Annotated in this window: 27 protein-coding genes; 14 read left to right on the forward strand and 13 right to left on the reverse strand. The window is 64.5% G+C overall.

Annotated elements, in window-relative coordinates; genetic code table 11:
- Positions 1-31: 31 nt before the first annotated feature.
- From fba to ACSQ8Y_RS21195, 5 genes are all read right to left on the reverse strand, one after another.
- On the reverse strand, positions 32-1,096 hold the full coding sequence (gene fba / locus ACSQ8Y_RS21175; protein WP_436268398.1) for a class II fructose-bisphosphate aldolase: 1,065 nt from the start codon (positions 1,094-1,096) through the stop codon (positions 32-34).
- A 114-nt stretch (positions 1,097-1,210) separates the two neighbouring features.
- The gene (gene pyk, locus ACSQ8Y_RS21180; protein WP_436268399.1) at positions 1,211-2,659 is read right to left on the reverse strand and encodes a pyruvate kinase; all 1,449 of its coding nucleotides are present in this window, start codon (positions 2,657-2,659) and stop codon (positions 1,211-1,213) included.
- A gap of 100 nt (positions 2,660-2,759) precedes the next feature.
- The gene (locus ACSQ8Y_RS21185; RefSeq protein ID WP_436268400.1) at positions 2,760-3,977 is read right to left on the reverse strand and encodes a phosphoglycerate kinase; all 1,218 of its coding nucleotides are present in this window, start codon (positions 3,975-3,977) and stop codon (positions 2,760-2,762) included.
- Between the two features lie 63 nt (positions 3,978-4,040).
- On the reverse strand, positions 4,041-4,373 hold the full coding sequence (locus tag ACSQ8Y_RS21190) for an AzlD domain-containing protein (RefSeq protein ID WP_436268401.1): 333 nt from the start codon (positions 4,371-4,373) through the stop codon (positions 4,041-4,043).
- The gene (locus tag ACSQ8Y_RS21195) at positions 4,366-5,148 is read right to left on the reverse strand and encodes an AzlC family ABC transporter permease (RefSeq protein WP_436268402.1); all 783 of its coding nucleotides are present in this window, start codon (positions 5,146-5,148) and stop codon (positions 4,366-4,368) included. The genes ACSQ8Y_RS21190 and ACSQ8Y_RS21195 overlap by 8 nt, the downstream gene beginning before the upstream one ends.
- Positions 5,149-5,300: 152 nt before the next feature.
- On the opposite strand from ACSQ8Y_RS21195, the gene ACSQ8Y_RS21200 reads away from it, so the two are divergent.
- Genes ACSQ8Y_RS21200 through ACSQ8Y_RS21215 form a run of 4 tightly spaced genes read left to right on the forward strand, consistent with a single transcriptional unit; the run spans position 5,301 to position 7,603 of the window.
- Positions 5,301-5,507 (forward strand): zinc-finger domain-containing protein, encoded by a 207-nt coding sequence (locus tag ACSQ8Y_RS21200; RefSeq protein WP_436268403.1) that lies wholly within the window; start codon positions 5,301-5,303, stop codon positions 5,505-5,507.
- A gap of 31 nt (positions 5,508-5,538) precedes the next feature.
- Entirely contained in the window at positions 5,539-5,964 is a 426-nt protein-coding gene (locus tag ACSQ8Y_RS21205) for a YybH family protein (RefSeq protein WP_436268404.1), read from the forward strand.
- A 46-nt stretch (positions 5,965-6,010) separates the two neighbouring features.
- Positions 6,011-7,003, forward strand: coding sequence for a YheT family hydrolase (locus tag ACSQ8Y_RS21210; RefSeq protein ID WP_436268405.1), 993 nt, complete (start codon positions 6,011-6,013; stop codon positions 7,001-7,003).
- Positions 7,004-7,006: 3 nt separating this feature from the next.
- The gene (locus ACSQ8Y_RS21215; RefSeq protein WP_436268406.1) at positions 7,007-7,603 is read left to right on the forward strand and encodes a DUF2946 family protein; all 597 of its coding nucleotides are present in this window, start codon (positions 7,007-7,009) and stop codon (positions 7,601-7,603) included.
- A 102-nt stretch (positions 7,604-7,705) separates the two neighbouring features.
- Here ACSQ8Y_RS21215 and ACSQ8Y_RS21220 read toward each other — a convergent pair whose 3' ends face one another.
- Positions 7,706-9,202: a beta-barrel assembly-enhancing protease gene (locus ACSQ8Y_RS21220; RefSeq protein WP_436269882.1), complete on the reverse strand. Its 1,497-nt coding sequence runs from the start codon at positions 9,200-9,202 to the stop codon at positions 7,706-7,708.
- 113 nt (positions 9,203-9,315) lie between these two features.
- Here ACSQ8Y_RS21220 and moaC point away from each other — a divergent pair, with 113 nt between their 5' ends.
- From moaC to ACSQ8Y_RS21240, 4 genes are all read left to right on the forward strand, one after another.
- On the forward strand, positions 9,316-9,828 hold the full coding sequence (gene moaC / locus ACSQ8Y_RS21225) for a cyclic pyranopterin monophosphate synthase MoaC (RefSeq protein ID WP_436268407.1): 513 nt from the start codon (positions 9,316-9,318) through the stop codon (positions 9,826-9,828).
- A 171-nt stretch (positions 9,829-9,999) separates the two neighbouring features.
- Entirely contained in the window at positions 10,000-10,206 is a 207-nt protein-coding gene (locus ACSQ8Y_RS21230; RefSeq protein ID WP_436268408.1) for a hypothetical protein, read from the forward strand.
- Positions 10,197-10,676: a type II toxin-antitoxin system VapC family toxin gene (locus ACSQ8Y_RS21235; RefSeq protein WP_436268409.1), complete on the forward strand. Its 480-nt coding sequence runs from the start codon at positions 10,197-10,199 to the stop codon at positions 10,674-10,676. The genes ACSQ8Y_RS21230 and ACSQ8Y_RS21235 overlap by 10 nt, the downstream gene beginning before the upstream one ends.
- A 112-nt stretch (positions 10,677-10,788) precedes the next feature.
- Complete coding sequence (locus ACSQ8Y_RS21240; protein ID WP_436268410.1) at positions 10,789-11,502, forward strand: flagellar brake protein; 714 nt, start codon at positions 10,789-10,791, stop codon at positions 11,500-11,502.
- 56 nt (positions 11,503-11,558) lie between these two features.
- Here the strand turns inward: ACSQ8Y_RS21240 and ACSQ8Y_RS21245 are convergent, their stop codons facing one another.
- The 7 genes from ACSQ8Y_RS21245 to recA form a co-directional block, all read right to left on the reverse strand.
- Positions 11,559-12,047 (reverse strand): pilin, encoded by a 489-nt coding sequence (locus ACSQ8Y_RS21245; RefSeq protein ID WP_436268411.1) that lies wholly within the window; start codon positions 12,045-12,047, stop codon positions 11,559-11,561.
- A 179-nt stretch (positions 12,048-12,226) separates the two neighbouring features.
- A complete protein-coding gene (locus ACSQ8Y_RS21250) occupies positions 12,227-12,940 on the reverse strand; it encodes an FHA domain-containing protein (protein ID WP_436268412.1) in 714 nt (237 codons plus the stop codon).
- 65 nt (positions 12,941-13,005) lie between these two features.
- Positions 13,006-13,887 (reverse strand): succinate--CoA ligase subunit alpha, encoded by an 882-nt coding sequence (sucD, locus tag ACSQ8Y_RS21255; protein ID WP_436268413.1) that lies wholly within the window; start codon positions 13,885-13,887, stop codon positions 13,006-13,008.
- A gap of 13 nt (positions 13,888-13,900) precedes the next feature.
- Positions 13,901-15,070, reverse strand: a complete 1,170-nt coding sequence (sucC, locus tag ACSQ8Y_RS21260) for an ADP-forming succinate--CoA ligase subunit beta (protein ID WP_436268414.1) — start codon at positions 15,068-15,070, stop codon at positions 13,901-13,903.
- 79 nt (positions 15,071-15,149) lie between these two features.
- Positions 15,150-15,722, reverse strand: coding sequence for a DUF2889 domain-containing protein (locus ACSQ8Y_RS21265; RefSeq protein WP_436268415.1), 573 nt, complete (start codon positions 15,720-15,722; stop codon positions 15,150-15,152).
- A gap of 244 nt (positions 15,723-15,966) precedes the next feature.
- Positions 15,967-16,431 carry a recombination regulator RecX gene (gene recX / locus ACSQ8Y_RS21270; protein ID WP_436268416.1) on the reverse strand — a complete coding sequence of 155 codons (465 nt, stop codon included), beginning with the start codon at positions 16,429-16,431 and terminating at the stop codon, positions 15,967-15,969.
- Positions 16,432-16,467: 36 nt separating this feature from the next.
- Positions 16,468-17,538, reverse strand: a complete 1,071-nt coding sequence (recA, locus tag ACSQ8Y_RS21275; RefSeq protein ID WP_436268417.1) for a recombinase RecA — start codon at positions 17,536-17,538, stop codon at positions 16,468-16,470.
- A 166-nt stretch (positions 17,539-17,704) separates the two neighbouring features.
- On the opposite strand from recA, the gene ACSQ8Y_RS21280 reads away from it, so the two are divergent.
- The 6 genes from ACSQ8Y_RS21280 to ACSQ8Y_RS21305 all read left to right on the forward strand — a co-directional run bounded on the left by ACSQ8Y_RS21280 (position 17,705) and on the right by ACSQ8Y_RS21305 (position 26,678).
- Positions 17,705-18,397: a response regulator gene (locus ACSQ8Y_RS21280; protein WP_436268418.1), complete on the forward strand. Its 693-nt coding sequence runs from the start codon at positions 17,705-17,707 to the stop codon at positions 18,395-18,397.
- 27 nt (positions 18,398-18,424) lie between these two features.
- Positions 18,425-19,957 (forward strand): sensor histidine kinase, encoded by a 1,533-nt coding sequence (locus ACSQ8Y_RS21285; RefSeq protein ID WP_436269883.1) that lies wholly within the window; start codon positions 18,425-18,427, stop codon positions 19,955-19,957.
- Complete coding sequence (locus ACSQ8Y_RS21290; protein ID WP_436268419.1) at positions 19,950-20,333, forward strand: DUF4212 domain-containing protein; 384 nt, start codon at positions 19,950-19,952, stop codon at positions 20,331-20,333. Before ACSQ8Y_RS21285 ends, ACSQ8Y_RS21290 begins: the two co-directional genes overlap by 8 nt.
- Positions 20,330-22,375, forward strand: coding sequence for a sodium:solute symporter family protein (locus ACSQ8Y_RS21295; RefSeq protein ID WP_436268420.1), 2,046 nt, complete (start codon positions 20,330-20,332; stop codon positions 22,373-22,375). Before ACSQ8Y_RS21290 ends, ACSQ8Y_RS21295 begins: the two co-directional genes overlap by 4 nt.
- An 87-nt stretch (positions 22,376-22,462) precedes the next feature.
- Positions 22,463-24,520, forward strand: coding sequence for an alpha/beta fold hydrolase (locus tag ACSQ8Y_RS21300; protein WP_436268421.1), 2,058 nt, complete (start codon positions 22,463-22,465; stop codon positions 24,518-24,520).
- A gap of 82 nt (positions 24,521-24,602) precedes the next feature.
- Positions 24,603-26,678 carry an alpha/beta fold hydrolase gene (locus tag ACSQ8Y_RS21305; protein ID WP_436268422.1) on the forward strand — a complete coding sequence of 692 codons (2,076 nt, stop codon included), beginning with the start codon at positions 24,603-24,605 and terminating at the stop codon, positions 26,676-26,678.
- Positions 26,679-26,681 lie beyond the last annotated feature (3 nt).

The raw sequence follows: 26,681 nt of genomic DNA on the forward strand, positions 1-26,681 counted from the left end.
GAATGATCCCCGGCCCGTTCCAGACAGAATTTTACTTCACAATCTGCGCCAGGGCGCCGGCCTTGTAACGCTCGGCCATTTTTTCCAGCGCCAGCGGCTTGATCTTGCCGGCCTGGCCTTCGCAACCGAAGGCCTGCATGCGCGCGCGCACGATTTCCTCGGCGGCGGCGCGGGCCGGCTTCAGGAAGTCGCGCGGGTCGAACTTGGACGGGTTCTCGAACATGTACTTGCGCACGGCGGCGGTCATGGCCAGGCGGATGTCGGTGTCGATGTTGATCTTGCGCACACCGTGGCGGATGCCTTCCTGGATCTCTTCGACCGGAACGCCGTAGGTTTCCTTCATGTCGCCGCCGAATTCGCGGATGATGGCCAGCAGGTCCTGCGGCACCGACGAGGAACCGTGCATCACCAGGTGGGTGTTGGGGATGCGGGCGTGGATTTCCTTGATGCGGTCGATCGCCAGGATGTCGCCGGTCGGCTTGCGGGTGAACTTGTAGGCGCCGTGCGAGGTGCCGATGGCGATGGCCAGCGCGTCGCACTGGGTGCGCTGCACGAAGTCGGCCGCTTGCGCGACGTCGGTCAGCAGCTGTTCGCGGGTCATGGTGCCTTCGGCGCCGTGGCCGTCTTCCTTGTCGCCCTTCATGGTTTCGAGCGAACCGAGCACGCCCAGTTCGGCTTCCACCGTCACGCCGATGGCGTGCGAGAACTTGACCACTTCGCGCGACACTTCGACGTTGTAGTCGTAGGAGGCGACCGATTTGCCGTCCGCTTCCAGCGAACCGTCCATCATCACCGAGGTGAAGCCGGAGCGGATCGCGGCCATGCAGACCGCCGGCGACTGGCCGTGGTCCTGGTGCATGACGACCGGGATGTGGGGGTAGGCTTCGACGGCGGCGTCGATCAGGTGGCGCAGGAAGGCTTCACCGGCGTACTTGCGGGCGCCGGCCGACGCTTGCATGATGACCGGGCTGTTGAGGGCATCGGCGGCGGCCATGATGGCCTGCACCTGCTCCAGGTTGTTGACGTTGAAGGCCGGGATGCCATAGCCGTTTTCGGCGGCATGGTCCAGCAGCTGACGCATGGATACGAGGGACATGGTATTACTCCAAACAATAAAAAAACTAGTTGGCTTGTCGTCCCCGCGCATGCGGGGACCCATACTGAGCATGCTGAGCATGGGCCCCCGCCTGCGCGAGGGCGACAGCTGTGGTCAGGCGAATTCGCCGACCTTCACAATTTTCAATGCATTCGTGCCGCCCACCTGGCCCATCGGCTCGCCCCAGGTCACGACGATCATGTCGCCCTTCTTGACGATGCCGTATTCGACCAGCAGGTCCTCCACCTGGTGCAGCACGACGTCGCTCGACGGGTCTTGCACCAGCTGGTAGGCGCGCACATTGCGGTACAGCGAGGCCTTGCGCGCGGTGGTGACGCTGGGGGTCAGCGCGAAAATCGGGGTATCGATGCTGTGGCGGCTCATCCACAGCGCGGTGGAGCCGGATTCGGTCAGCGCCACGATGGCCTTCACCCGCAGGTGGTGCGCGGTAAACAGCGCGCCGTAGGCGATCGACTGGTCGATGCGGGTGAAGCGCACGTTCAGGAAATCGGCGTCCAGCTTGTTGTATTCGGATTGCTCGGCCTCGACGCAGATCGCGGCCATCATTTCCACGGTCTCGATCGGGTACTTGCCCGAGGCCGTTTCGGCCGACGTCATCACCGCGTCGGTGCCGTCCAGCACCGCGTTGGCCACGTCGGACACTTCGGCGCGGGTCGGCACGGCGTTGACGATCATGGACTCCATCATCTGGGTCGCGGTGATGGCCAGCTTGTTCGATTCGCGCGCCATCTTGATCATGCGCTTTTGCAGCGCCGGCACGGCGGCGTTGCCCACTTCCACGGCCAGGTCGCCGCGCGCGACCATGATGCCGTCGGAGGCATCCAGGATCTCCTGCAGCGCAGGGATCGCTTCGGCGCGCTCGATCTTGGCGATCATCATCGGCTTGTGGCGGAACGGTTCGCCGGCGATATTGGCCAGCTGGCGCGCCATCGCCATGTCGGTGGCGTTTTTCGGGAAGGAGATGGCCAGGTAGTCGGCCTGGAAGCTCATCGCGGTCTTGATGTCTTCCATGTCCTTGGCGGTCAGGGCCGGCGCGGTCAGGCCGCCGCCCTGGCGGTTGATGCCCTTGTTGTTCGACAGCTCGCCGCCGATCTTGACGGTGGTGTGGATTTCGCTGCCGGCGATGCGGTCCACGATCAGCACGATCAGGCCGTCGTTCAGCAGCAGCACGTCGGCCGGACGCACGTCGGCCGGCAGCGCCTTGTAGTCCAGGCCCACGCGTTCCTGGTTGCCCAGTTCGCCGTTCTCGCCCCACTTCGCGTCCAGGATGAACTTGTCGCCGTTGGCCAGTTCGATCTTGCTGTTTTCGAACTTGCCGATACGGATCTTCGGCCCTTGCATGTCCGCCATGATCGCCACTTCGCGGCCGCACTCGGCGGCGGCCCTGCGCACCAGCGCGGCGCGGTCGATGTGGTCCTGCGCCTTGCCGTGCGAGAAATTCAAACGCACGACGTCGACGCCGGCCCTGATCATCTTGACCAGGATGCCGAATTCAGTGGACGCGGGGCCGATGGTGGCGACGATTTTGGTACCACGGGGCATAGTGTTCCTTAGCGCGAAAGTGGACAGGGCTGTCGTCCCCGCGAAAGCGGGGACCCATACTCAGCATGGATCCCCGCTTTCGCGAGGATGACAAGTCGGCTTACTGCTTGCTGTAGCGTTGCGTCAAAATTTCCACTGCAGGCAGGGTCTTGCCTTCCAGGAATTCCAGGAAAGCGCCGCCGCCGGTCGAGATATAGCCAATTTTATCGGTAATGTCATATTTTGCAATCGCCGCCAGCGTATCGCCGCCGCCGGCGATCGAATATGCCTTGGAGTTGGCGATGGCCAGCGCCAAGGTCTTGGTGCCTTCGCCGAACTGGTCGAACTCGAACACGCCGACCGGGCCGTTCCACACCACGGTGCCGGCGGCGGCGATCTTCTCGGCCAGCAGCTTGGCGGTCTTGGGACCGATGTCGAGGATCATGTCGTCGTCCGCCACGTCGGCCACATCCTTGGTGGTGGCCACGGCGGTAGGCGAGAATTCCTTGGCGCACACCACATCCACCGGGATCGGCACTTCGGCGCCGCGCGCGGCCATGATGGCGATGATGGCCTTGGCTTCCTCCACCAGGTCGTTTTCCACCAGCGACTTGCCGATGTTCAGGCCGACCGCCTTCATGAAGGTGTTGGCGATGCCGCCGCCGACGATCAGGCCGTCCACTTTCTCGGACAGCGCTTTCAGGATGGACAGCTTGGACGACACTTTCGAGCCGGCCACGATGGCCAGCAGCGGACGGGCCGGGGCGCCCAGCGCCTTGCCCAGCGCGTCCAGCTCGGCGGCCAGCAGCGGGCCGGCGCAAGCGACCGGGGCGAACTTGGCGATGCCGTGGGTCGAGGCTTCGGCGCGGTGCGCGGTGCCGAAGGCGTCGTTGACGTAGACGTCGCACAGGGCGGCCATCTTCTGCGCCAGCTCATCCGCATTCTTTTTCTCGCCCTTGTTGACGCGCACGTTTTCCAGCAGCACCACCTGGCCGGCCTGCAGGCCTTCCAGGCCAGCGCCGTCCACCCAGTTCTGCTTCAGCTCGACCGGCTGCCCCAGCAGCTCGGACAGGCGCTTGGCGACCGGCGCCAGGCTGTCTTCGGGCTTGAACTCCCCTTCGGTCGGACGGCCCAGGTGGGACGTGACCATGACCTTGGCGCCAGCGGCCACGGCGGCGCGGATGGCCGGCACGGAGGCGCGGATGCGCGTGTCTTCGGTGATATTGCCGGCATCATCTTGCGGCACGTTCAAGTCGGCGCGGATGAACACGCGCTTGCCTTGCAGCGCATTTTGGTCGATCAGATCTTGCAGACGAATGAAGTTCAGAACAGCTTGCATGGCTACCCAAGGGACGGAGGTTGGAAAGACCGCTATTCTACCGCAACGGTGATATCGAATCCCTTAGAAAATATGCAACAGTCTCAGGGCCGTGAAAAACGCCATGCCGAAAATGATGGTTTCGAGCATGTTGCGGCGGATGGCGTAAAAGGCGATGGCGACCACGCCGGACACCAGTTTCAAATTCGACAAGGCGAGATGGGCATGCCCGTCCGCCGCCAGCACCAGGTCGGGCGCGACGATGGCCGCCAGCGCGCAGGCAGGGGCGTAGCGCAGCACTTCGTGCACCCGTTTCGGCAGGTGGATGTGGTGGCCGACCAGCCAGAACGAGGCGCGGGTGGCCGCCGTGGCCACCGCCAGCGCGACGATGGTGAGCCAGATTTCCCAGTCAGCCATGTTTGCCTTTGGCGTTTTTTTTCTCGACGGTTTTTTTTTCGATGATTTCCTCGACCGCGATCGCCGTCAGCATGCCGACCACCATCGCCGCCAGCAAGCCCAGCTTGTAGGGCATGCCGGCGCCCGCCACGGCCACCGCGCCGGCCACCAGCACGCCGCACACTGCCGGCACGCTGGCCACCAGGGGCACCATGATGCAGATGATGGCCAGCGTGCCGGCAAAGCCCAGGCCCCACTCGGCCGGCACCGCGCTGCCGAGGAAGATGCCGGCGATGGAGCCGACCTGCCAGGCGGCCCAGTTCGGGTACATCAAGCCTTTTAAATACGACACCTTGCCGGCCACCGGCTTCTCGCTGGGATATTTTTGCAGGAACAGCGCTGCCGTCATGTCGCCGGAGCAGTAGCCGAGCACGAAGCGCGAGCGCCACGGCAGGCCGGCGAAATGCGGCGCCAGGATGACGGAAAAGATGACAAAACGCAGATTGACCGCCAGCGCGGTGAGGAAGATGACCCAGACCGGCGCGCCGGCCGCGATCAGCGGCAGCGAGGCCAGCTGGGCGGAGCCGGCGAAAGCGAGCAAGGTCATGCCCAGCGCCTGCGGCACCGTCAGGCCGCTCTTGACCATGGCCATGCCCACCACCAGGCCCCAGGCGCCGATGCCGAACAGGGTCGGCACGCCCATGCGCAAACCCTCGCGCCAGGAGGCTTCGTGGTGCAGCGCTACATCGGGGGGAGCGATGGGGTCGCGGTCGCGGTCAGGGATAACGTCGGTCATGTGGTTTTCCTGCCACGCGCGCCTCGTTTTAGTGGAAACTATCGCCGCCGGCCAGTACTTTGGAACAGGCGCTATTCTACCGATGATTCAGACTATTGCGCGAATCCGTTAAAATCGGTGTTTTCAGCCTACGTTTCACGGAGATAGTTAAGATGACCAACGCCACCCAGTCCGCAGCAGCCGCAGCAGTCGAGCTCGACGGGAAAGACCTGCCGGCCCACTGCCCGAACCCGGCCATGCCGCTGTGGTCCTCGCATCCGCGCGTATTCCTGGAGTTCAACCACGACGGCGTGGCCAAGTGTCCGTACTGCGGCACCGCCTACCGTTTGAAACCCGGCGCCGTCGTCCCGCACCATTAATTACACCCATCCACACCGCCCGGAGCGTGCCATGTCCAACAAGAAAAAGCAGCTGAACGGCAGTGCCAGCGAAGTGGAAGCCGCATTCTACGACGCGCTGAACCGGGCCGATGTGGACGCGCTGATGGCGCTCTGGGCCGACGACGAGGAAATCGCCTGCATCCATCCGGGCGGACCGCGCCTGGTGGGGCACCGCGCGATCCGCGAATCGTGGTCCATCATCCTGGAGCACGGCGGCCTGCACATCATGCCGGCCGTGCTGCACGAGACCCACAACCTGATGAGCTCGATCCATTCCGTGGTCGAGGGCGTCACCGCCGCCAGCGGCGAGCCGGCCCACCTGGTGGCCAGCAACGTCTACATCAAGACGCCAAGAGGCTGGCGCATCGTGCTGCGCCATGTCTCGGTCGCGCCCGGCCCCATCCCGATCGACAACCCGGCGCAGATTCTGCACTGACGCCTGTACCGACCCCTGCACCGATTCCCGCAACGATGCCGAAGCGATGAACTACACCGCCCCATTCTGGCTGCCCAGCGGCCACTTGCAAACGATCTACCCGGCCACCTGCATCGCCAAGCCGGCGGTAGCATACCGGCGCGAACGCTGGCAGGCGCCGGACGGTGATTTCGTCGACGTCGATTTCGTCGACGGCCAGCCCGGCCAGCCCTTCGTGGTGCTGTTCCACGGGCTGGAAGGCTCGTCCGACAGCCACTACGCGCGCGCCATGATGGCCGACGTGCGGGCGCGCGGCTGGTCCGGCGCGGTGCCGCATTTCCGGGGCTGCTCGGGCGAGCCCAACCTGGCGCCGCGCTTCTACCATTCCGGCGACGCCGCCGAGATCGACTGGATCATCCGCCGCCTGCGCGCGCGCGCCAGGGAGGCCGATTGCAGCCGCTTCTACGCCACCGGCGTCTCGCTGGGCGGCAATGCGCTGCTGCGCTGGCTGGGCGAATCGCAGCACCAGGCCGAGATGGTCGACGCGGCATGCGCGGTGTCTGCCCCGCTCGACCTGGCGCGCGGCGGCGACGCCCTGTCGCGCGGCTTCAACCGCGTCTACACACGCATGTTCCTGAACACGCTGAAACCCAAGTGCGTGGCCAAGCTCAAGCAGTTCCCCGGCCTGTACGACCTGAACGCGCTGATGGCGGCCAACGACCTGTACGCCTTCGACAACGTGGTCACCGCGCCGCTGCACGGCTACCGCAACACCGAGGACTACTGGGACCGCGCCAGCGCCAAGCACGTGCTGCTCGACATCACGGTGCCGACCCTGGTGCTGAACGCGCAAAACGACCCCTTCCTGCCCGGCATCCATCTGCCGCGCAAGGCGGCACCCAACGTGGTGCTGGACTACCCGGAGCATGGCGGCCACGTCGGCTTCGCGGTGGGCGGCCTGCCCGGCTCGCTGAACTGGCTGCCGCAGCGCATGATCAATTTCCTGGAAGGCGGCGCCGCCAGCAGTGCGGCCAGCGCCAGCCGGATGTGCGAAGCTTGAACGATGGATGACATCGTAAAACAAGCGCTGGCCAAGTGGCCCAACGTTCCGCACTGCTACGGCTGGCTGGGCCTGGACGCCCGTGGCAACTGGCGCATGCGCGACGAGCGCGCGCAGCATTTGAATCTGCCGGGGGACAAGCTGAGCAATGCGGCACTGGTCGGCTTCATCGTGCGCAACTACGCCAGCGACGAGCGGGGCTGCTGGTATTTCCAGAACGGTCCACAGCGCGTGTATCTGAACCTGGAGAGCACACCCTTCGTGGCCCGCACCGACCCGGCGCAGGGTTTCGTGCTGCACACCGGCGCGGCGCTGGGGCCGGTGGACGCGGCCTTCCTGACCGAGGCCGGCGAACTGCTGCTGCAAAGCGGCGCCATCGTCGCCCAGCTGGACGACCGCGACATGGCGCAGGCGGTGGCGCTGTTGGAACAGAATGGCCGCGCCGTCGATGACGAGGCGCTGATGGCGTGGCTGGAAGGCAGCGGATCTGCCGCCCCGCTGACCTTGCGCAGCGGCGGCGCCAGCGTGCCCGTCCAACGCCTGCGCCGCGACGACATTCCGGCGCGCTTCGGTTTCATGCGCGAGCCACAGCCGGTCTGACGTTTCGCCAGCGTACTATGGATTCCCGCCTGCGCGGGAATGACACAGTTGCGGTGTCATTTCCGCGTAGGACTCGACGCTCCCGCAGTAATCCATACCGTATCAAGGCTCCTTGTACTTATCCCCCATCGCATCCTTGCGCCGCTGCTTGAGTTCCCGCTCGCGTGCATCGATCTGCGCCTGGTCGTAAAAGGACGCGTCGCTCGACTTGCGCGCCAGGTTCAGCTGGTCCAGCGCCGCCAGCGTGCCGCCCTGCAACGTGTACGACTCGGCCAGCGCCATATGCTGCAAAGCCATCTTGCCCTGCTTCGAATACGCCTTGGCCAGCAAATCATGCACCTCCGGCTCCTCGCGGTACAGCTGCGCCTGCTCCCTTAAAAAGCGCGCCGCCTCCTCGTGCTGCCCGGACGCGATCATCGCCTCCGCGTACTGGTGCGCGATGCCGCGCGACAGCGGATACTGCTGATGCGCGGCCGTCGCCTCCTTCAGCGCCGCCGCAACCATCTCCGGCCTGGTCTCCTGCGCCAGCTTGATATCGAGCGACAGGTGCAGGAACACCGTGGGCGCATTGTCGCGCTTGCCCATGCCGAAGGTGCCGGCCGGCATGGGCGCGTCGATGGTCGCGCGCGCCTTGTCCAGCCAGCGCTGCGCCGCCGCGAAATCGTTCTTCTTGAACATCGCAAACGCCATGCCGTACTGCCCGGCCGTCTTCTGCTGGCGGTTGTCCTGCTCCATCAGGCCCTCGAAATACTGTATCGATTCCGCCAGCCCCTGCGTGCTCAAGTCCTGCAGCACGCGCGCGCGCGAACGCACCAGGTAGAAGGCCAGGCTGTCGAGCCGCTGCTTGTAGGGCTGCTCGCGGATGCGGGCCTGGATGTCGGCGATGCGCTCGGTGGTCAGCGGGTGCGTCAGCAGATAAGCCGGCACCAGGTCGCTGTAGTTGCGGCTGGCGGTCTGCATGCGCTGGAAGAACGCCACCATGCCGCTGGTCTCGAAACCGGCCTCGCCCATGATCTGGAAACCGACCCGGTCCGCCTCGCGCTCGGCGTCGCGGCCGAAGTTCAGCTGCCGCTGGATGGCCAGGCCCTGCCCGCCCATCATGACACCCATCGCCGCGTCCGGGCTGGACTTGGCCGCCAGGATGGCCAGGATCATGGCGGCCAGCGGGATCAGCGCGTCCTGCTTCTGCTGCCCCAGCTGGCGCGCGATGTGGCGCTGCGCCACGTGGCCGATCTCGTGGCCCAGCACGGAGGCCAGTTCGGATTCGGTCTGCGCCGCCAGCAGCAGCGCCGAGTGCACCGCGATGAAGCCGCCGGGCAGCGCGAACGCGTTCAGCTGGCCGTCGCGCACCGCGAAGAAGAAGTAATTGAAACCCGCCTCGCCGCGCGCGCCCGGATGGGCCGACACCAGGGTGTTGCCCAGCGTGTTCAGGTATTCCAGGGTAGGGGCGTCGTCGAGATAATCCTTATTGCTGCGGATGTCATACATGATCTCCTCGCCCAGCTTGCGCTCGATCAGCGGCGACAGTTCCTGGCGCTCGGTGTCGCCCAGGCTGGGGAGATTCAGGGGTTTGGACAGCGGCATCTGCGCCATGCCCATGGGAGCGGCGAACAGCAATGCGGCGGCCAGGGGGAGCAAGCGAGGCAAAAAACGTTTTGATTTCACGGTGATATGATACCTGTCGATACCTGCAACTGACGAACTATACTCCAATGACCAGCACCAGCACCCCAGCCGCCGCCGAGCAGCTCACCCACTTCGACACCACCGGCCAGGCCCATATGGTCGACGTCGGCGCCAAACAGGAAACCCACCGGACCGCCGTGGCCAGCGGCAGCATCCGCATGAAGCCGGAGACGCTGGCGATCATTTTAGCGGGAAGCGCGAAAAAAGGTGACGTGCTGGGAATCGCGCGCATCGCCGCCATCATGGGCGCCAAGCGCACCAGCGACTTGGTGCCGCTGTGCCACCCGTTGGCGCTGACGCGCGTGACGGTCGACTTCAGCACCGACGAGGCCAATTCCAGCGTTCACTGCACGGCGCAAGTGGAAACCTACGGCAAAACCGGCGTCGAGATGGAGGCGCTGACGGCCGTGCAGGTCGGCCTGCTGACGGTGTACGACATGTGCAAAGCGGTCGATCGCGGCATGGTGATGTCGAATATCCGCGTGATGGAAAAGCACGGCGGCAAGAGCGGCGACTGGACTGCGGAGATTGATAAGTAGTCCTGCGTGCTGCCGATGAGCACAGCTGCTTTTCGGGATTCGCATCACTTCGCGCGGCCATCGGCCATAGCCCCCTTAGCACGTCAATGCTAGCCTGACGATGAAGTACGTACTGTTCATCGTAGCACGTGCAGATACGTTACACTATTTATACAGGGGAGGAGGTTCGCCATGACCAAGCTGAAAAAAGCACTCGACGATGGTCGCCTGCCAAGTGCTCCGCCGGCAGCCAGTCAGATGGCTGAGGATACGATTGAAGCGCGGCGTGCGCGGCGCATGGCTGCGCTCAAGAGGGTTGCTGGTATCTGGAAAGATCGCCCGGACATTCCCGCTGACGGCTTGGAGTATCAGCGTGCGATGAGGGCTGAATGGCCTTAGTACTCTTCGATACCAATATACTTATCGATTGGAGCAAGGACTATCCTGAGGCGCTAGCGGGGCTTGCCTACTGGGACAACCCTGCCATCAGCGTGATTACCTGGATGGAACTCTATAGCGGCGCCAATCCCGAGGACGTTCCACGATTCGACGCCTTCATGGTGGAATTCGGGTTCGAGATCGTGGAGATTGACGCCGAGATCATGCATGCAGCCGCAGCGCTGGTATCGGCCCGCCGTCGCACCGGGCGTAAAATCGCACTGTCGGACGCGATCATTGCCGCCACGGCTCAAGTGAGAGGGCTGACCATCATTACTCGAAATACCAAGGACTTCAAGGGCGCCAACGTGCGGGTACCATACGAGCTGAAAACGACCACAGTCGTCACGGTCGTCAACGTCGATCCACCCGGCGGCGGCGCGCCAAACCAGCATCAGTCCGCCAAGCCGTCCCTTAAACGCCTACGCTAGATGTGGCATCGTAACTGTTTGAGACAAAGGCTGTTTTATTGCATTAGTGTAAAAGTTTTGTTGCCGGTATATAATCAAATTTATAGCTATATGCACAACAAAAGGCGCGCCAATGAGTATCGGTACTCCGCCATCTGACATCAAGCCGCAGGAATACGAGTTCGAACAGATGAATCTGCAGGTGGGCGGCAGGATACAGTTCATCACGCACCGCACGATGAAGCCTGTCCAGCATTTCTCCACGCTGATCGGCTGGGTCAAGGACGAGTACATGATCGTCAAGGTGCCGGTCGAAAACGGTGCGCCCATTGCCGTCAATGATGGCGACAAGCTGACCATCCGCGTGTTTTCTGGCGTAAATGTGTGCTCGTTTTCGGCCATCGTCCAGCGGGTGTTCGGCCGGCCGCTGTTCTACGCCCACCTGAGTTTCCCCGAGAAGATCCAGGGCACGAGCTTGCGCACGGCGATGCGGGTCAAGGTGGACATCCCGGCGCAGATTGCGTGCGAGAGAACGGGCAGCGTATCGGTGTTCCTGGTGAACCTGAGCGTGTCGGGGGCGTTGATCGAATCGCAGCGGCAACTGGAGTCCGGCGATGCGAAAGTCGGGCTGTCGTTTACGCTGATCGCCCAGCCGGGCAACCGCCAGGTGCTGGTCAACACCAAGGCCAGCATCCGCAACGTCAACATCGTCAAACCGGCCACGACGGACAAGGCCGAAGTGTTCACCTACGGCGTGCAGTTCATCGACCTTGATCCAATCCACTACAGCCTGCTGCAAAACCTGACTTACGAAGCACTGATCGCCGACCGCCAGAAGATCGTTTGAATCGTACAGGCAAAAAAAAACCGGGCCTAAGCCCGGTTTTTTCATTGCCAGCCAGATTATGGAGTTGCTGCGGCTGCGGCTGGTGGATTATTCTTGGTAATCGCCGCCAAAGCTGCAGCCTGGGTCACGGTAGTGGTATTCGTCCACTTGATTGCGGACTCACCTGCACCAATGGATGGCGTCATGGTGATGGTCGCGCCGTCCACGCCGGAACCGATGCCGGTTGAAGCCAGGGTCAGCACAATCGTGCCATTGGTCGCCACAGCACTTGCAACTTCTTTAGTGGCCGCGAAGGTAGGAACGCCGCCACTACCGGAATCGCAAGTATCCATCACGCCGCCAGCCTCCTGGGCGCACAGGCCAATCGCGGTCTTGATCGAATTAACCGAACCCAGCGCGTTACCGATTTTGGCCTTGATGGTGTAGTCGCTGTACGCTGGAATCGCCACAGCAGCCAGAATACCGATAATGGCAACAACGATCATCAGTTCGATCAGGGTGAAGCCGGCTTGAGCTTGCTTCTTCATCATTTTCATCGATTTCATTTTAGTACTCCTTGAGAGGTGATCCGAGTTTGGTGCCACACTTGAGTTAGAGCAATTGGTGTGCCAGCTCAAATAGCGGTGTTTATCTCGAATTTTGGACAATTTCTGTCACTTCTATCAAGCTGATCTGACAGTTTTTGTCAGTTTCACTGCCAGAGTTTGGCAGATGACGGATTTCGTCAGGCGGAATCTTGTTTGAATGCCATCTGCGTGCCGCTCAGGTCGATCACGTCGCCGTCTTTCAGGCGCTGCGGCTGTTTGCCGAGCGGCGTGCCGTTGAGCAGCGGCACGGCGTCGCCTTCGACATGGGCCACCGAGTAGGCGTCGGCCGCGCGCGAGATGACAATCACCTGCACGCCGGGCCGGCCCAGCGTGGTCAACGGCTTGGTCAGCGCGAGCTGCTTGCCGGCATTTGCACCGTTGAGGACTTCGATGTGGCCGAGCACGCCGGCAGGGGCGGCGGCCGAATTGCCCAGGGCGGCTGCGGAGGCGGCGGAGGCGGCTGCTATGGAGGCGGCTGCGGCGGCGGCCCTAAGCGGCGGCGCCACCGGCACGGTCGCCCCATCCTGCATGCCGCCAACCGTGGACGCGGATGCCGGGCGCTGGCCGTCGGCCAGGTATTCAATCCGGTATTTGGCGATCTTGATCATGTCCTGGTGCTGCAGGAAGTGCTTGCCGATGCGGTGACCGTTGACGAAGGTACCGTTGGTGCTGTGCAGGTCTTCCAGGAAGGATTCGTCGCGGATGGTGGTGATGACGGCGTGCTCGCCGCTGACCGCCGCATGGGCCAGCACGATGTCGTTGCGGCTGCGGCGCCCAATGGTCATGCGCTCCCGGCTCAGCGGGACTTCCTGCTCCACCACGCCGTCGCGTGAAATGATGATCTTCCCCAACCTACCCTCCGAAATGAAAAACGGGGAGCCTAAGCTCCCCGTCATTATTCACTAAAAAGAGTGAATTACAGCATTGCTTTCAGCAGACGCGCCATTTCGGACGGGTTCTTGGTGACGGTGATGCCGCAGGCTTCCATGATTTCCAGTTTGGCTTGCGCGGTGTCGGCGCCGCCGGAGATCAGCGCGCCGGCGTGGCCCATGCGCTTGCCCGGAGGAGCGGTAACGCCGGCGATGAAGCCGACCACTGGTTTCTTCATGTTGTCTTTGATCCAGAGCGCAGCGTTGGCTTCGTCCGGGCCGCCGATTTCGCCGATCATGATGACCGCGTCGGTATCAGGATCGTCGTTGAAGGCCTTCATGATGTCGATGTGCTTCAGACCGTTGATCGGGTCGCCGCCGATGCCGACTGCCGACGACTGGCCCAGGCCCAGCGCGGTCAGCTGTGCAACTGCTTCATAGGTCAGGGTGCCCGAACGGGACACCACGCCGATGCGGCCTTTGCGGTGGATGTGGCCTGGCATGATGCCGATCTTGATTTCGTCAGGGGTGATCAGGCCTGGGCAGTTAGGGCCCAGCAGCAGGGTCTTCGAGCCGGCTTTGGCCATGCGGTCCTTCAGGGCCATCATGTCGCGGACTGGAATGCCTTCGGTGATGCAAATGGCCAGGTCCAGCTCGGCTTCCACGGCTTCCCAGATCGCGGCGGCAGCGCCTGCTGGTGGGACGTAGATGACGGACACGTTGGCGCCGGTTTCTTTTTTCGCTTCGGTGACGTTAGCGAAAATCGGGATGCCTTCGAAATCTTCGCCGGCTTTCTTCGGGTTCACGCCCGCGACGAAGGCATTTTTGCCGTTCGCGTATTCGCGGCACATACGGGTGTGGAACTGGCCGGTCTTGCCGGTGATGCCTTGGGTGACGACTTTGGTGTCTTTATTGATCAGAATGGACATGTTTATTCCTTAATTAAGCTTGACCGGCTGCAGCGGCGACGACGCTCTTGGCTGCATCTTCCATGGTGTCGGCTGCAATGATAGGCAGACCGGAATCGGCCAGCATCTTCTTGCCCAGGTCTTCGTTGGTGCCCTTCATGCGGACCACCAGCGGCACTTTCAGCGAAACGGCTTTCGATGCGGTAATCACGCCTTCGGCGATCACGTCGCAGCGCATGATGCCGCCGAAGATGTTCACCAGGATGGCTTTCAGTTCCGGGTTCTTCAGCATGATCTTGAACGCTTCGGTCACTTTCTCTGCGGTTGCACCGCCGCCGACGTCCAGGAAGTTGGCAGGCTCGCCGCCGAACAGCTTGATGGTATCCATGGTGGCCATGGCCAGGCCGGCGCCGTTCACCAGGCAGCCGATGTTGCCGTCCAGGGAGATGTAGGCCAGGTCGAATTTCGATGCTTCGACTTCAGCTGGATCTTCTTCGTCCAGGTCGCGGTAGGCGACGATTTCCGGCTGGCGGAACAGGGCGTTGGCGTCGAAGTTGAACTTCGCGTCCAGGGCGATGACCTTGCCCGAACCGGTCAGGATCAGCGGGTTGATTTCGGCCAGCGACGAGTCGGTTTCCCAGTAGGCTTTGTACAGGCCTTGCAGGTTGGCGCGCGCGTCGGCGATCGACGCAGCAGGTACGCCGATCTTGGCGGCGATCGAATCGGCTTCAGCGTCGGTCAGGCCGATGGCTGGATCGATGGCGATGGTGTGGATCAGTTCAGGGTGGGACTCGGCAACTTCTTCGATGTCCATGCCGCCTTCGGAGGAAGCCATCAGCACGACTTTCTGGGTAACACGGTCGGTCACCAGCGAAACGTACAGTTCCTTCTTGATGTCGGCGCCTTCTTCGATCAGCAGGCGGCGGACTTTCTGGCCTTCGGCGCTGGTCTGGTGCGTGACCAGCTGCATGCCCAGGATCTGGTCAGCGTATTCTTTGACTTGTTCCAGCGATTTCGCCACTTTCACGCCACCGCCTTTGCCGCGGCCGCCAGCATGGATCTGCGCCTTGACTACCCAAACCGAACCGCCCAGCGTCTCAGCAGCTTTTACCGCTTCGTCAACGGACAGGCACGGGATACCGCGCGGAACCGTCACTCCGAATTTTCGGAGGATTTCTTTGCCTTGATACTCATGGATTTTCATGCTGGCTTCCCTTCTGATTGAAACTGATGTGTAAAGTTTATGTTTAGAAACTAAGTGGAAACTAAGGTAGTGCTGTGCGCTAGGCCAACTCGGATTTCTTTGCTACCCAGCGCGGGTAGAACTGGGCAACTGCCCCGCCATCGGTACGGAGGGCGTGGCATTTGTCGAGCTGGAAAGGCTTGTCATGCGGCAGGTGATCGCTGGCCGCATCATGCGTAGGCCAGACATCGTTGGCGAAGGCCTGGACCGCTGCCGTGGGCAGGATCTGGGCCAGTTCCGTCAGGTGGGTGCAGCCGGCGATGCCATGCAGGCGCTGCTTGAGTTCATGCCGGAAACCCTGCATCAGGTTCAGTCCCACCAGGGCCGCGTAGGCGGGGCCGATGGTGTTGCAGAAACCGGGATAGGGAACCGCGTCTGAGACGGCTTCGGCGGCAACGATGTTCAGTTGGCGGTCGACAGTGATGCGAAGAGAGAGGTCGTGCAGAGGCGTGCCGCCCTCGCGCCGGCCGGAGGCGAGCGTGGTGGCGTTTACTTTGATGTCGGTAATACGGGCGTCAAGGTCCCATAAGCCATCGTCGCGCGCAAACGCTTGGATGTCTATGGCGCGCGTGTGCCGCAGCGCACGTCGGGAGACTGGAGTTGACAGGGACATAAGACCGATGCCGCTCGCGCGGCAAAAATAGTTAGCAGCCTTGCACATTTCTCTTAACAAGAAAGCACGTTGCCGTAGCTTCTACGGACAACCACCGCACCCGCGGTGCTGCAAAAACCCCAAAAGTGTAGCACACCCCGGCGCGACTTGCGATGAGGCATATATCAACTAGATGCAAATAATGAGCCGGAATACGGCAATTTGAGAGTGAAAACGGGGGTGGCGAAAAAGCTGGAATCCGGCCTCAATCCTGGTCCAGATCGTCGAGGTCGACGCCTTTGAGCGCGGCGCGGATGGCGTTCTGCGAGAAGCCGCGCGCCATCAGGAAGCGCAACTGCTTGCTGCGCTCCTGCGCGTCTTGCGGCGGGGTGCCGAACTTGCGGCGCCACACTTCGCAGCAGCGCGCGGTTTCGCCTTCGGCCAGGCCGGCCTTCAGGTCCTGCAGCGCTTCGCCTTTGATGCCGTGCTGTTGCAGTTCGGCCAGGATACGGCCGTTGCCGTAGCGCGCGGAGCGGCGGTGGATCAGGGACTCGGAAAAACGCTCCTGGGACAGCCAGTTGTTCTTTTCCAGGAAGTCGAGCAGGGCTTCGACGTCCTCACCCTCTTGCGCATGGCGCGCGAGCTTGCGCGCCAGCTCCAGCCGGCTGTGCTCGCGCTGGGACAGCAGGCGCAGCGCACGGCCTTTCAGGCTGAGGGGAGGCATGGGCATAAGTAAAAAGCGGACCTTGCGGCCCGCTTGTCTTGATTAGTCTACGGCTTTGAGCTTGGGTGCGGGCTCGCTGCCCAGCAAGGGCGGCAGTTCGCGCACGCCCAGCGAGGCGCGCACCTTGTTCTCGATTTCGCGCGCCAGTTCCGGGCGCTCTTGCAGGTAGCTGCGGGCGTTGTCCTTGCCCTGGCCGATGCGCTCGCCGTTGTAGCTGTACCAGGAACCGGACTTCTCGACGATCTTCGCTTCCGAACCCAGGTCGAGGATCTCGCCTTCGCGCGAGGTGCCGGCGCCGTACAGGATGTCGAAGTGCGCTTCCTTGAACGGCGGCGCGATCTTGTTCTTGACGACCTTGACCTTGGTTTCGTTGCCGATCACCTCGTCGCCGGACTTGATCGAGCCGGTGCGGCGGATGTCCAGGCGCACGGAGGCGTAGAACTTCAGCGCGTTGCCGCCGGTGGTGGTTTCGGGCGAACCGAACATCACGCCGATCTTCATGCGGATCTGGTTGATGAAGATGACCAGGGTGTTGGTGCGGTTGATGGAACCGGTCAGCTTGCGCAGCGCCTGGGACATCAGACGGGCTTGCAGGCCCGGCAGGGAGTCGCCCATGTCGCCTTCGATCTCGGCGCGCGGCGTCAGCGCGGCGACCGAGTCGATGACCACCAGGTCGACCGAGCCGGAACGCACCAGCGCGTCGCAGATTTCCAGCGCTTGTTCGCCGGTGTCCGGCTGCGAGATCAGCAGCTCGTGCAGGTTCACGCCCAGTTTCTGCGCGTAGCCGACGTCCAGCGCGTGCTCGGCGTCGATGAAGGCGCAGGTGCCGCCCAGTTTCTGCATCTCGGCGATGGTCTGCAGGGTCAGCGTGGTTTTACCCGACGATTCCGGGCCGTAGATCTCGACCACGCGGCCGCGCGGCAAGCCGCCCACGCCCAGCGCGATGTCCAGGCCCAGCGAGCCGGTGGAGACCACCTGCACTTCTTCGATCGGCGCGCTGGCGTCCATGCGCATGACGGAGCCCTTGCCGAACTGCTTTTCGATTTGTGCCAGCGCGGCGGCGAGCGCCTTGGCTTTTTCCGCTGACGGAACTGCGCCTTTTTTGTCGTCCATGATGATCTTTCGGCAAGTGGTTATTCGTACAGGTGGTACTGTATAAAAGACCAGTGCTTTTGGCAAGCACTGTTTTCAAACGTTTTGAAATTGATCAAACGCTGGCAATGTTAAGTAAAATAAAACAGAATGCAAACTTCAGCTGCCAAGTGAAGCGATTCCAAAAATGCGTATTCTACTTGCCGAGGACGACAGTGTGCTGGCCGACGGGCTCACCCGTTCGCTGCGCCAGTCCGGTTATGCCATCGATTGCGTGAAAAACGGCCAGGAGGCCGACACCGCCCTGTCGACCCAGGAGTTCGACCTGCTGATCCTGGACCTGGGCCTGCCCAAGATGTCCGGCCTGGAAGTGCTGCGCCGCCTGCGCGCGCGCTCTTCGCTGCTGCCGGTGCTGATACTGACGGCGGCCGACTCGATCGAGCAGCGCGTCAACGGCCTCGACCTGGGTGCCGACGACTACATGGCCAAGCCCTTCGCGCTGTCCGAACTGGAGGCGCGGGTGCGCGCGCTGACCCGGCGCGGCCAGGGCGGCGGCGCGGCCGTCATCAAGCACGGTCCGCTGAGCTACGACCAGGTCGGCCGCAGTGCCTATATCAACGAGCAGATGCTGGACCTGTCGGCGCGCGAACTGGGCCTGCTGGAGATTTTGCTGGCGCGCACCGGCCGCCTGGTGTCCAAGGAGCAGTTGGTCGACCACCTGTGCGAATGGGGCGAGGAAGTGAGCAACAACGCCATCGAAGTCTATGTGCACCGGCTGCGCAAGAAGATCGAGGTGGGCGGCGTGCGCATCGCCACCGTGCGCGGCCTGGGCTACTGCCTGGAGAAATTCAGCGACACGCCGCGCGGCGAAACCAAGTAAGCCGTGGCCGAGCCGCGCGAGTCCGCAGTGGGCAGGGAATTCGGCGAGGACGACACGTCCTGGCAGGCGCCCGCCGGCCTCGACAAGGAGGAGGACATCCAGCACTCGCTGTTCGGCGAGATCCTGGACTGGATGCTGGCGCCGCTGCTGCTGCTGTGGCCGATGAGCATCGCCATCACCTACCTGGTCGCCAAGTCCATCGCCAACCAGCCCTTCGACCACGCGCTGGAGGACAGCGTGACCGTGCTGGCGCAGCAGGTGCACGAAGTCAACGGCAAGCTGGCGCCGCGCCTGCCCGGCTCGGCGCGCGACATCCTGCGCGCCGACGACGTCGACAGCGTCTACTTCCAGATCGCCGGCCCCGGCGGCGCCTATGTCGACGGCGACCGCGACCTGCCGCCGCCGGCCGAGGAGGACAGGATCAAGCCCGGCACGATCCACTTCCGCAACGGCACCATGCACGGCACGCCGATCCGCATCGCCTATTCCTGGGTGGCGATGGAGGACCGCGGCGGCGAGGAGGAGCGCCTGGCGCTGGTGCAGGTGGCCGAGACGCTGGAGAAGCGCGCCAAGCTGGCCAACGAGATCATCAAGGGCGTGATCCTGCCGCAGTTCATCGTGCTGCCCATCGTGCTGGCCCTGGTCTGGTTTGCGCTGGCCCGCGGACTGTCGCCGCTGGCGCAGCTGCAGGAGCGCATCCGCGCGCGCAGCTCGGACGACTTGAGCCCGATCGATTCGCGCCAGGTGCCGGAGGAAATCACGCCGCTGGTGCGCTCGCTCAACGACATGCTGGGCCGCCTCTCGCTGTCGATCGAGATGCAGAAGCGCTTCATCGCCGACGCCGCCCACCAGATGAAAACGCCGCTGGCCGGCATGCGCATGCAGTCCGAGCTGGCGCTGCGCCAGACCGACCAGGGCGAGATCCACCGCTCGCTGGAGCAGCTGGCGAAAAGCTCGGAGGCGGCCACGCGGCTGGTGAACCAGCTGCTGGCCCTGGCGCGCGCCGAAAACCAGCCGCAGGCCGGCGCCGCCCACCTGCCGGTCGACCTGGCGGACCTGGCGCGCAGCGCCGTGCGGGACTGGGTGCCGGCCTCCTTCAACTACCGCATCGACCTCGGCTTCGAAGCGCCGGACGACGGTGACGGCGCCGGCGCCGGCGTGCCGATCGACGGCAACCCCACCATGCTGCGCGAAATGCTGTCCAACCTGATCGACAACGCGCTGCGCTACACGCCGGCCGGCGGCGCCGTCACCGTGCGCGTGCGCCGCACCGGGGACAGCGCCGTGGTCGAGGTCGAGGACACCGGCCCCGGCATTCCGCCCGCCGAGCGCAGCAATGTATTCCAGCGCTTCTACCGCATCCTCGGCAGCAGCGCCGAGGGCAGCGGCCTGGGCCTGGCCATCGTGCGCGAGATCGCCCAGCAGCACGGCGCCGACGTCGACATCTTCAGCAACCCGCGCAGCGCCAGCGCCAAGCTGCCCGGCAGCCTGTTCCGCCTGACCTTCCCGCTGCGCGCGCCCGACCCGGCGCCCGCGCCAGACGAGAGCTATCATGGATAAGACCCACGGCCCGGCATCCGGCCCGGCACCCGGCACACCCGGCGGCCATCCCGGCGGCAGCGCCGCTCAAGCCGGCGGGCCGGACAGCCGCAGCCGCCTTGAGCGGCACTGGCGCGGCACGCGCCGCGTCACCGCCGCCCTCTTGCTGCTGTGGCTGGCCACCGGCTTCTGCGCCGTGTTCTTCGCGCGCGAGCTGAGCGGCCTGACGCTGTTCGGCTGGCCGCTGTCGTTCTACCTGGCGGCGCAGGGCGCCTCGCTGGTCTACCTGGCCATCATAGCCGTGTATGCCTGGCGCATGCGCTGCCTGGACCGGCAGTACGCCGCCGGTGCGCGCGGCGCGGGCCACGCAGGCCACGCGGGCGAGGGCGGCGCATGAGCGTCAAGCCCGGTTACTTCAAGCGCCTGTCGCGCTACTACCTGCTGTTCTCGGCCGGCTTCGCCGGCTTCCTGGTGTCGCTGGCGGTGCTGGAAAACGAAGGCATGCCGCGCGTGTGGATAGGCTATCTATTCATGCTGGCCACCATCACGCTGTACGCCGCCATCGGCCTGGTCAGCCGCACCTCCAACGTCTCCGAATACTACGTGGCCGGCCGGCGCGTGCCGGCCATGTTCAACGGCATGGCCACCGCCGCCGACTGGATCTCGGCGGCCAGCTTCATCAGCCTGGCCGGCACCTTGTACCTGCACGGCTTCGACGGCCTGGCCTACATCATGGGCTGGACCGGCGGCTACTGCCTGGTGGCGCTCTTGATCGCGCCCTATCTGCGCAAATTCAGCCAATACACCATCCCCGACTTCCTGGCCGCGCGCTACGGCGGCCCGCACCACGGACGCTACGTGCGCATCATGGCGGTGGCGGCCACCATCATCATCTCCTTCACCTACGTGGTGGCACAGATCTATGCCGTGGGGCTGATCGCCTCGCGCTTCACCGGCGTCGATTTCTCGGTCGGCATCTTCCTCGGCCTGGCCTCCATCCTGGTGTGCTCCTTCCTCGGCGGCATGCGCGCCATCACCTGGACGCAAGTGGCGCAGTACATCATCATCCTGGTGGCCTTTTTGATCCCGGCCATCTGGCTGTCGGCCAAGCACAGCGACAACCCCATCCCGCAAGTGGCCTACGGCAAGCTGCTGCCCAAGCTGAGCGCACGCGAGGCCAGCCTGGGCACGGACGCCAAGGAACGCGAAGTGCGCGCCATCTTCCTGCAGCGCGCCGACGACTACGGCCAGAAGCTCGACGGCCTGCCCGCCAGCTGGGACGCCGGCCGCGTGGAGACGCAGCGCCGGCTGGACGCGGTCAAGCAGCGCAACGCCACTTTGCTCGAAATCCGCGCGGCCGAAAAGGCGCTGATCAACTATCCCAAAACCGTGGAGGAGGCGGCCGACGCCTGGAGCGCCACGCGCAACTACAACCTGCGCCGCGCCGCCCCGCCCGCGCCGCACGCCGAGCCCTTCGCCGCGCCCGACCGCGAGCAGTCCGACAGCAAGCGCAACAACTTCCTGGCGCTGGTGTTCTGCCTGATGGTGGGCACGGCCGCCCTGCCCCATATCCTGATGCGCGCCTACACCACGCCGTCGGTGCACGAGACGCGCGTGTCGGTGTTCTGGACGCTGTTCTTCATCCTGCTGATCTACCTGACCATACCGGCGCTGGCGGTGCTGGTGAAGTACGACATCTACACCGCCATGGTGGGCAGCGACTTTTCCAGGCTGCCCACCTGGGTCTCGTACTGGGCCAACGTGGACAAGCTCAATCCCCTGATCAGCATCGCCGACGTGAACCGCGACGGCATCGTGCAGCTGGCCGAAATCGCCATCGACGGCGACGTGCTGGTGCTGGCCACGCCGGAGATCGCCGGCCTGCCCTATGTGATCTCCGGCCTGGTCGCGGCAGGCGGGCTGGCGGCCGCGCTGTCGACGGCGGACGGCCTGCTGCTGGCCATTTCCAATGCGCTGTCGCACGACATCTATTACCGCATCGTCGACCCCAGCGCCTCCACCCAGAAACGCGTGACCATTTCCAAACTGCTGCTGCTGGCGGTGGCCTTCATCGCCGCCTACGCCGCCTCGACCAAGCCGGCCGACATCCTGTCGCTGGTCAGCGCGGCCTTCTCGCTGGCCGGCTCGACCTTGTTCCCGGCGCTGGTGCTGGGCGTATTCTGGCGCCGCGCCAACCGGCACGGCGCGGTGGCCGGCATGGTGGCCGGCTTCGGCGTGTGCCTGTACTACATGCTGCACACCAATCCCATCCTGGGCGGCAGCGCGGCCGGGCAATGGTTCCACATCGCGCCGGTGTCGGCCGGCATATTCGGCGTGCCGGCCGGGCTGCTGGCGATGGTGGCGGTGAGCTGGCTGACCCCGGCGCCCGGGCGCGACGCGATGGCGCTGGTGTCGCATATCCGCGCGCCTGAGGCTTGACGCAGGCAAGGAAGGCTTATCTGTCGTACTAGGCAAATTGGCAAGCAAATGTTATCCTGTGGCAATTATTTATTTTACAAGCCACCGATGCACAACCCGTTCACCCCCCTCCTCACCGCCCTGACCGCTGCCATCCTGGCGCTGTCCGCCGGCAACGCCGCCGCCGTGACAGAGGCCGCTCCGACGGCCGTCCCTGCGGCCGCACCTACGGCCGTCCCCATCCCCGCCAGCCATTTTTTTGACAATCCCGGCTTCAGCCGTCCGCGCCTGTCGCCCAGCGGCAGCCATCTGGCCGTGCTCACCACCGGTCCCCGGCAGCGCCTGCGCCTGGGGGTGCTGGACCTGCGCGACCTCAGCGCCAAGGTGGTGGCCGATTTCGGCGACGGCGACGTCGGCGACTTCCGCTGGATCAGCGAGGAGCGGCTGATGTACACGCTGGCCGACAGGCAGGCCGCGCAGGGGGAAACGCGCTACGCACCCGGCCTGTACGCGGTCAACCGCGACGGCACCGGCTACCGCCAGTTGGCGCGCACCATGGGCCAGCCCTTCGTCGGCAACGGCGAGTACTCCACGCTGCTGCCCTGGCACACCTTCATGCTGCGCCAGGCCGGCCCGCAGGACGGCGCGCAGGTCTACCTCGCCAACGTGCTCTACGAGGGCATCGGCGTCACACCCAAGGTCGAACTGCTGCGGCTGAACACCCTCAACGGCAAGTCGACCGAATTCGACGGCCCGACAGGCATGCGCAGCTGGATGCTGGACCATGGTGGCGCGCCGCGCCTGGCCATATCGGCCAGCGGCGACAGCACGCTGATCCATTACCGCGACCCGGCCAGCGGCGCGTGGCGCGAACTGAGCCGCTACAGCGCCTATACCGGCGCCAACCAGGCCTTCGAGCCGCTGGCGTTCGGCCCCGACGGCATGCTGTACGTGGCGGCCAACGCCGGCGGCAATTTCAAGGCGCTGTACACCCTCGACCCCGCCACCGGCAAGCTGGGCAAGGAGCCGCTGCTGCGGCTGCAGGGCTACGACTTCAAGGGCGACTTGATTTTCGGCGCCGACAAGCTGCTGGGCGTGGCCTTCGAGGCGGACGGCAAGGGCATCGAATGGCTGGATGCCGGCATGAAGGCCGTGCAGCAGGCGGTGGACGCGCGCCTGCCCCATACCGTCAACCTGGTGACGCCGCCGGCGCGGCCGCAGACGCCATGGGTCCTGGTCAGCGCCTATTCAGACCGCCAGCCCATGGTCCACATGCTGTACAACACGCAGACCAAGGTGCTGCAGCGCCTCGGCGACAGCCACCCCGCCATCAAACCCAGCCAGATGGGCTCGCAGGACATGGTGCGCTACAAGGCGCGCGACGGCCTGGAGATCCCCGCCCTGCTGACCCTGCCCAAGGGCCGCGACAAGAACCTGCCGCTGGTGGTGCTGGTGCACGGCGGCCCGTATGTACGCGGCGACAGCTGGGGCTGGAGCGCCGACGTCCAGTTCCTGGCCTCGCGCGGCTATGCCGTGCTGCAGCCCGAATTCCGCGGCAGCACCGGCTTCGGCAGCGCGCACTTCCGCGCCGGCTGGAAACAATGGGGCCTGAAGATGCAGGACGATATCGCCGACGGCACGCGCTGGGCCATCGCGCAGGGTTATGCCGATCCGCAGCGCGTCTGCATCGCCGGCGCCAGCTACGGCGGCTACGCCACCCTGATGGGGCTGGTGAACGATCCCGGCCTGTACAAGTGCGGCGTGAACTGGGTGGGCGTCACCGACATCGAGCTGATGTACAAGGGCCAGTGGACCTTCCAGTCCGATCTGCCCGAGGAATGGAAGCGCTACGGCCTGCCCGCCCTGGTCGGCGACCTGGAAAAGGACGCCGAGCAGCTGAAAGCCACCTCGCCGCTGGCGCAGGCGGCGCGCATCACGCAGCCGCTGCTGCTGGCCTACGGCGGCGCCGACCGGCGTGTGCCGATGTACCACGGCACCAAGTTCCGCGACGCGGTCAAGGCCACCAACAAGGGCGTGGAATGGGTGGAGTACGAGCACGAGGGCCACGGCTGGTATCTGCCCGAAACCCGCATCGATTTCTGGACCCGGGTTGAAAGATTTCTGAACCGCCATATCGGTCCGCAGCAGGAAGCGGCCGGGAAATAAGGCGGCCGGCGCCGCCGATTTGTCAAAATAGTACGCTAGTGCTAGCCTACGGGGTTATTTATTTTGCAAGAAAAATCACACCATGCCAACTAAGCCGAACAGCATTTCCAGGACGGCAGCGCCGTCGTTGACCGTCCTGCTGGCCATCGTCCTGGCCAGCCAGGCGGCACCTGCCGCCGCGCAAGCAGCCGCCGCGCAGCCCGCAGCCGCCATCCCGGCCAAGGCGCAGTCCCCCGTCCCGCCGGTGGAAGACTTCTTCAGCAACCCGGAATTCAGCGCGGCCCAGCTCTCGCCAAGCGGGCGCTACCTGGCAGCCAAGCTAGCCGGCAACAGCGGCCGCGAACGCCTGGCGGTGGTCGACCTGGCGGGCGGCGGCGTGAGCGCGGTGGCCAGCTTCAGCAACGCCGACGTCGGCAGGTTCGCCTGGGTCAACGACGAACGCCTGTTGTTCGACACGGCGGACAAGCAGCTCGGCCAGGGCGACTTGCGCTACGCGCCCGGCCTGTACGCAGCGAACCGCGACGGCACCCAGTTCCGCCAGCTGGCCAGCCGTAGCGGCGGTCCGCAGAACACGACCGGGAGCTCGATCTCCGGCCGCGTACTGCCGTGGTACACCTATATGCTGGACCAGGCCGGCGCGCAGGACAGCGACGAGGTGTATGTCACCAGCGTCAAATCCACCGGACCGGGACAGATCGAATATGTCGATCTGCAACGCCTGAACACCAGGAACGGCTACGTCACCACCATCAACCGCCCGGGCGACGCGCGCAGCTGGCTGCTCGACAGCAAGGGCGAACCGCGCCTGGTGACCACGGTGGAAAAAGGGATCAGCTCGGTGCAGTACCGCGACCCCGACACCAAGGCCTGGCGCACGCTGGCCTCCTTCGGCCAGTTCATCGGCGGCAAGGGCTCCTTCCGTCCGCTGGCTTTCGGGCCGGACGGCACGCTCTACGTGGTGAGCCACGCCCGCAAGGACAAATCGGCCGTGCACAGCTACGACCTGGCCAGCGCCAAGGTCAACGAGAAGCCGCTGGTGGAGCTGGAAGGCTTCGACTTCAACGGCCGCCTGATCATGGGCCGCGACAAGCTGCTCGGCGTGCGCTTCCTCACCGATGCGCAAGGCACGCGCTGGTTCGACCCGGCCATGCAGGCGGTGCAGGCCGACGTCGACGCGCAGCTGCCCGGCACCGTCAACCTGATCTCGCTGCCGGCGCGCCCGGAAACGCCGAACATGCTGGTCGAAGCCTATTCCGATGTGCAGCCGCGCGTGTTCCTGCTGTATGACAGCGCCACCAAGAAACTCAGCAAAGTCGGCGACTCGCGCCCGAAAATCAAGGCGGCCCAGATGGGCCAGCAAGCACTGGTCCACTACGCCGCGCGCGACGGCCTGAAGATCCCCGCCTGGCTGACCCTGCCGAAGGGCAAAGACAAAAACCTGCCGCTGGTGGTGCTGGTGCACGGCGGCCCTTATGTGCGCGGTGGCCAGTGGGGCTGGCACGCCGATGCCCAGTTCCTCGCCTCGCGCGGCTACGCCGTGCTGGAACCGGAATACCGCGGCAGCACCGGTTTCGGCGAAGCGCACTTCCGCGCCGGCTGGAAGCAATGGGGCCTGAAGATGCAGGACGACATCGCCGACGGCACGCGCTGGGCCATCGCACAGGGCATCGCCGACGGCAAGCGCGTCTGCATCGCCGGCGCCAGCTACGGCGGCTACGCCACACTGATGGGATTGGTCAACGATCCGGACCTGTACAAATGCGGCATCAACTGGGCCGGCGTGACCGACATCAAGCTGATGTACACCGGCCACTGGAGTTTCCGCTCCGACCTGCCGGAGGCGTGGAAGCAGTACGGCATGCCGCACCTGATCGGCGACCTGGAGAAGGACGCGGAGCAATTGAAAGCCACCTCGCCGCTGGAGCAGGCGGCCCGCATCAAGCAGCCGCTGCTGCTGGCCTACGGCGGCGCCGACCTGCGCGTGCCCATCTATCACGGCAAGAAGTTCCGCGACGCGGTCAAGGAGACCAACCCGCAGGTGGAATGGGTGCAGTACGACGAGGAGGGCCATGGCTGGGCCCTGCCGAAAAACCGCTACGACTTCTGGACCCGGGTCGAGCAATTCCTGGCCCGCCATATCGGCCCCACCCAACCCTGATCC

Source organism: Pseudoduganella sp. LjRoot289, from assembly GCF_964252925.1.
In the GTDB taxonomy this organism is placed as follows: domain Bacteria; phylum Pseudomonadota; class Gammaproteobacteria; order Burkholderiales; family Burkholderiaceae_D; genus Rugamonas.

Bases quoted from the DNA above. Each gene is read 5' to 3' on its own strand.
- ACSQ8Y_RS21210 (WP_436268405.1), top strand. From the start codon at position 6,011: ATGAACTACACCGCCCCATTCTGGCTGCCCAGCGGCCACTTGCAAACG.
- ACSQ8Y_RS21190 (WP_436268401.1), bottom strand. From the start codon at position 4,373: ATGGCTGACTGGGAAATCTGGCTCACCATCGTCGCGCTGGCGGTGGCC.
- recA (WP_436268417.1), bottom strand. From the start codon at position 17,538: ATGGACGACAAAAAAGGCGCAGTTCCGTCAGCGGAAAAAGCCAAGGCG.
- ACSQ8Y_RS21280 (WP_436268418.1), top strand. From the start codon at position 17,705: ATGCGTATTCTACTTGCCGAGGACGACAGTGTGCTGGCCGACGGGCTC.
- ACSQ8Y_RS21205 (WP_436268404.1), top strand. From the start codon at position 5,539: ATGTCCAACAAGAAAAAGCAGCTGAACGGCAGTGCCAGCGAAGTGGAA.
- moaC (WP_436268407.1), top strand. From the start codon at position 9,316: ATGACCAGCACCAGCACCCCAGCCGCCGCCGAGCAGCTCACCCACTTC.
- ACSQ8Y_RS21295 (WP_436268420.1), top strand. From the start codon at position 20,330: ATGAGCGTCAAGCCCGGTTACTTCAAGCGCCTGTCGCGCTACTACCTG.
- ACSQ8Y_RS21240 (WP_436268410.1), top strand. From the start codon at position 10,789: ATGAGTATCGGTACTCCGCCATCTGACATCAAGCCGCAGGAATACGAG.
- ACSQ8Y_RS21290 (WP_436268419.1), top strand. From the start codon at position 19,950: ATGGATAAGACCCACGGCCCGGCATCCGGCCCGGCACCCGGCACACCC.
- ACSQ8Y_RS21185 (WP_436268400.1), bottom strand. From the start codon at position 3,977: ATGCAAGCTGTTCTGAACTTCATTCGTCTGCAAGATCTGATCGACCAA.
- ACSQ8Y_RS21215 (WP_436268406.1), top strand. From the start codon at position 7,007: ATGGATGACATCGTAAAACAAGCGCTGGCCAAGTGGCCCAACGTTCCG.
- ACSQ8Y_RS21195 (WP_436268402.1), bottom strand. From the start codon at position 5,148: ATGACCGACGTTATCCCTGACCGCGACCGCGACCCCATCGCTCCCCCC.
- ACSQ8Y_RS21305 (WP_436268422.1), top strand. From the start codon at position 24,603: ATGCCAACTAAGCCGAACAGCATTTCCAGGACGGCAGCGCCGTCGTTG.
- ACSQ8Y_RS21235 (WP_436268409.1), top strand. From the start codon at position 10,197: ATGGCCTTAGTACTCTTCGATACCAATATACTTATCGATTGGAGCAAG.
- ACSQ8Y_RS21220 (WP_436269882.1), bottom strand. From the start codon at position 9,202: ATGGGCATGGCGCAGATGCCGCTGTCCAAACCCCTGAATCTCCCCAGC.
- recX (WP_436268416.1), bottom strand. From the start codon at position 16,431: ATGCCCATGCCTCCCCTCAGCCTGAAAGGCCGTGCGCTGCGCCTGCTG.
- sucC (WP_436268414.1), bottom strand. From the start codon at position 15,070: ATGAAAATCCATGAGTATCAAGGCAAAGAAATCCTCCGAAAATTCGGA.
- fba (WP_436268398.1), bottom strand. From the start codon at position 1,096: ATGTCCCTCGTATCCATGCGTCAGCTGCTGGACCATGCCGCCGAAAAC.
- ACSQ8Y_RS21200 (WP_436268403.1), top strand. From the start codon at position 5,301: ATGACCAACGCCACCCAGTCCGCAGCAGCCGCAGCAGTCGAGCTCGAC.
- sucD (WP_436268413.1), bottom strand. From the start codon at position 13,887: ATGTCCATTCTGATCAATAAAGACACCAAAGTCGTCACCCAAGGCATC.
- pyk (WP_436268399.1), bottom strand. From the start codon at position 2,659: ATGCCCCGTGGTACCAAAATCGTCGCCACCATCGGCCCCGCGTCCACT.
- ACSQ8Y_RS21265 (WP_436268415.1), bottom strand. From the start codon at position 15,722: ATGTCCCTGTCAACTCCAGTCTCCCGACGTGCGCTGCGGCACACGCGC.
- ACSQ8Y_RS21245 (WP_436268411.1), bottom strand. From the start codon at position 12,047: ATGAAATCGATGAAAATGATGAAGAAGCAAGCTCAAGCCGGCTTCACC.
- ACSQ8Y_RS21230 (WP_436268408.1), top strand. From the start codon at position 10,000: ATGACCAAGCTGAAAAAAGCACTCGACGATGGTCGCCTGCCAAGTGCT.
- ACSQ8Y_RS21300 (WP_436268421.1), top strand. From the start codon at position 22,463: ATGCACAACCCGTTCACCCCCCTCCTCACCGCCCTGACCGCTGCCATC.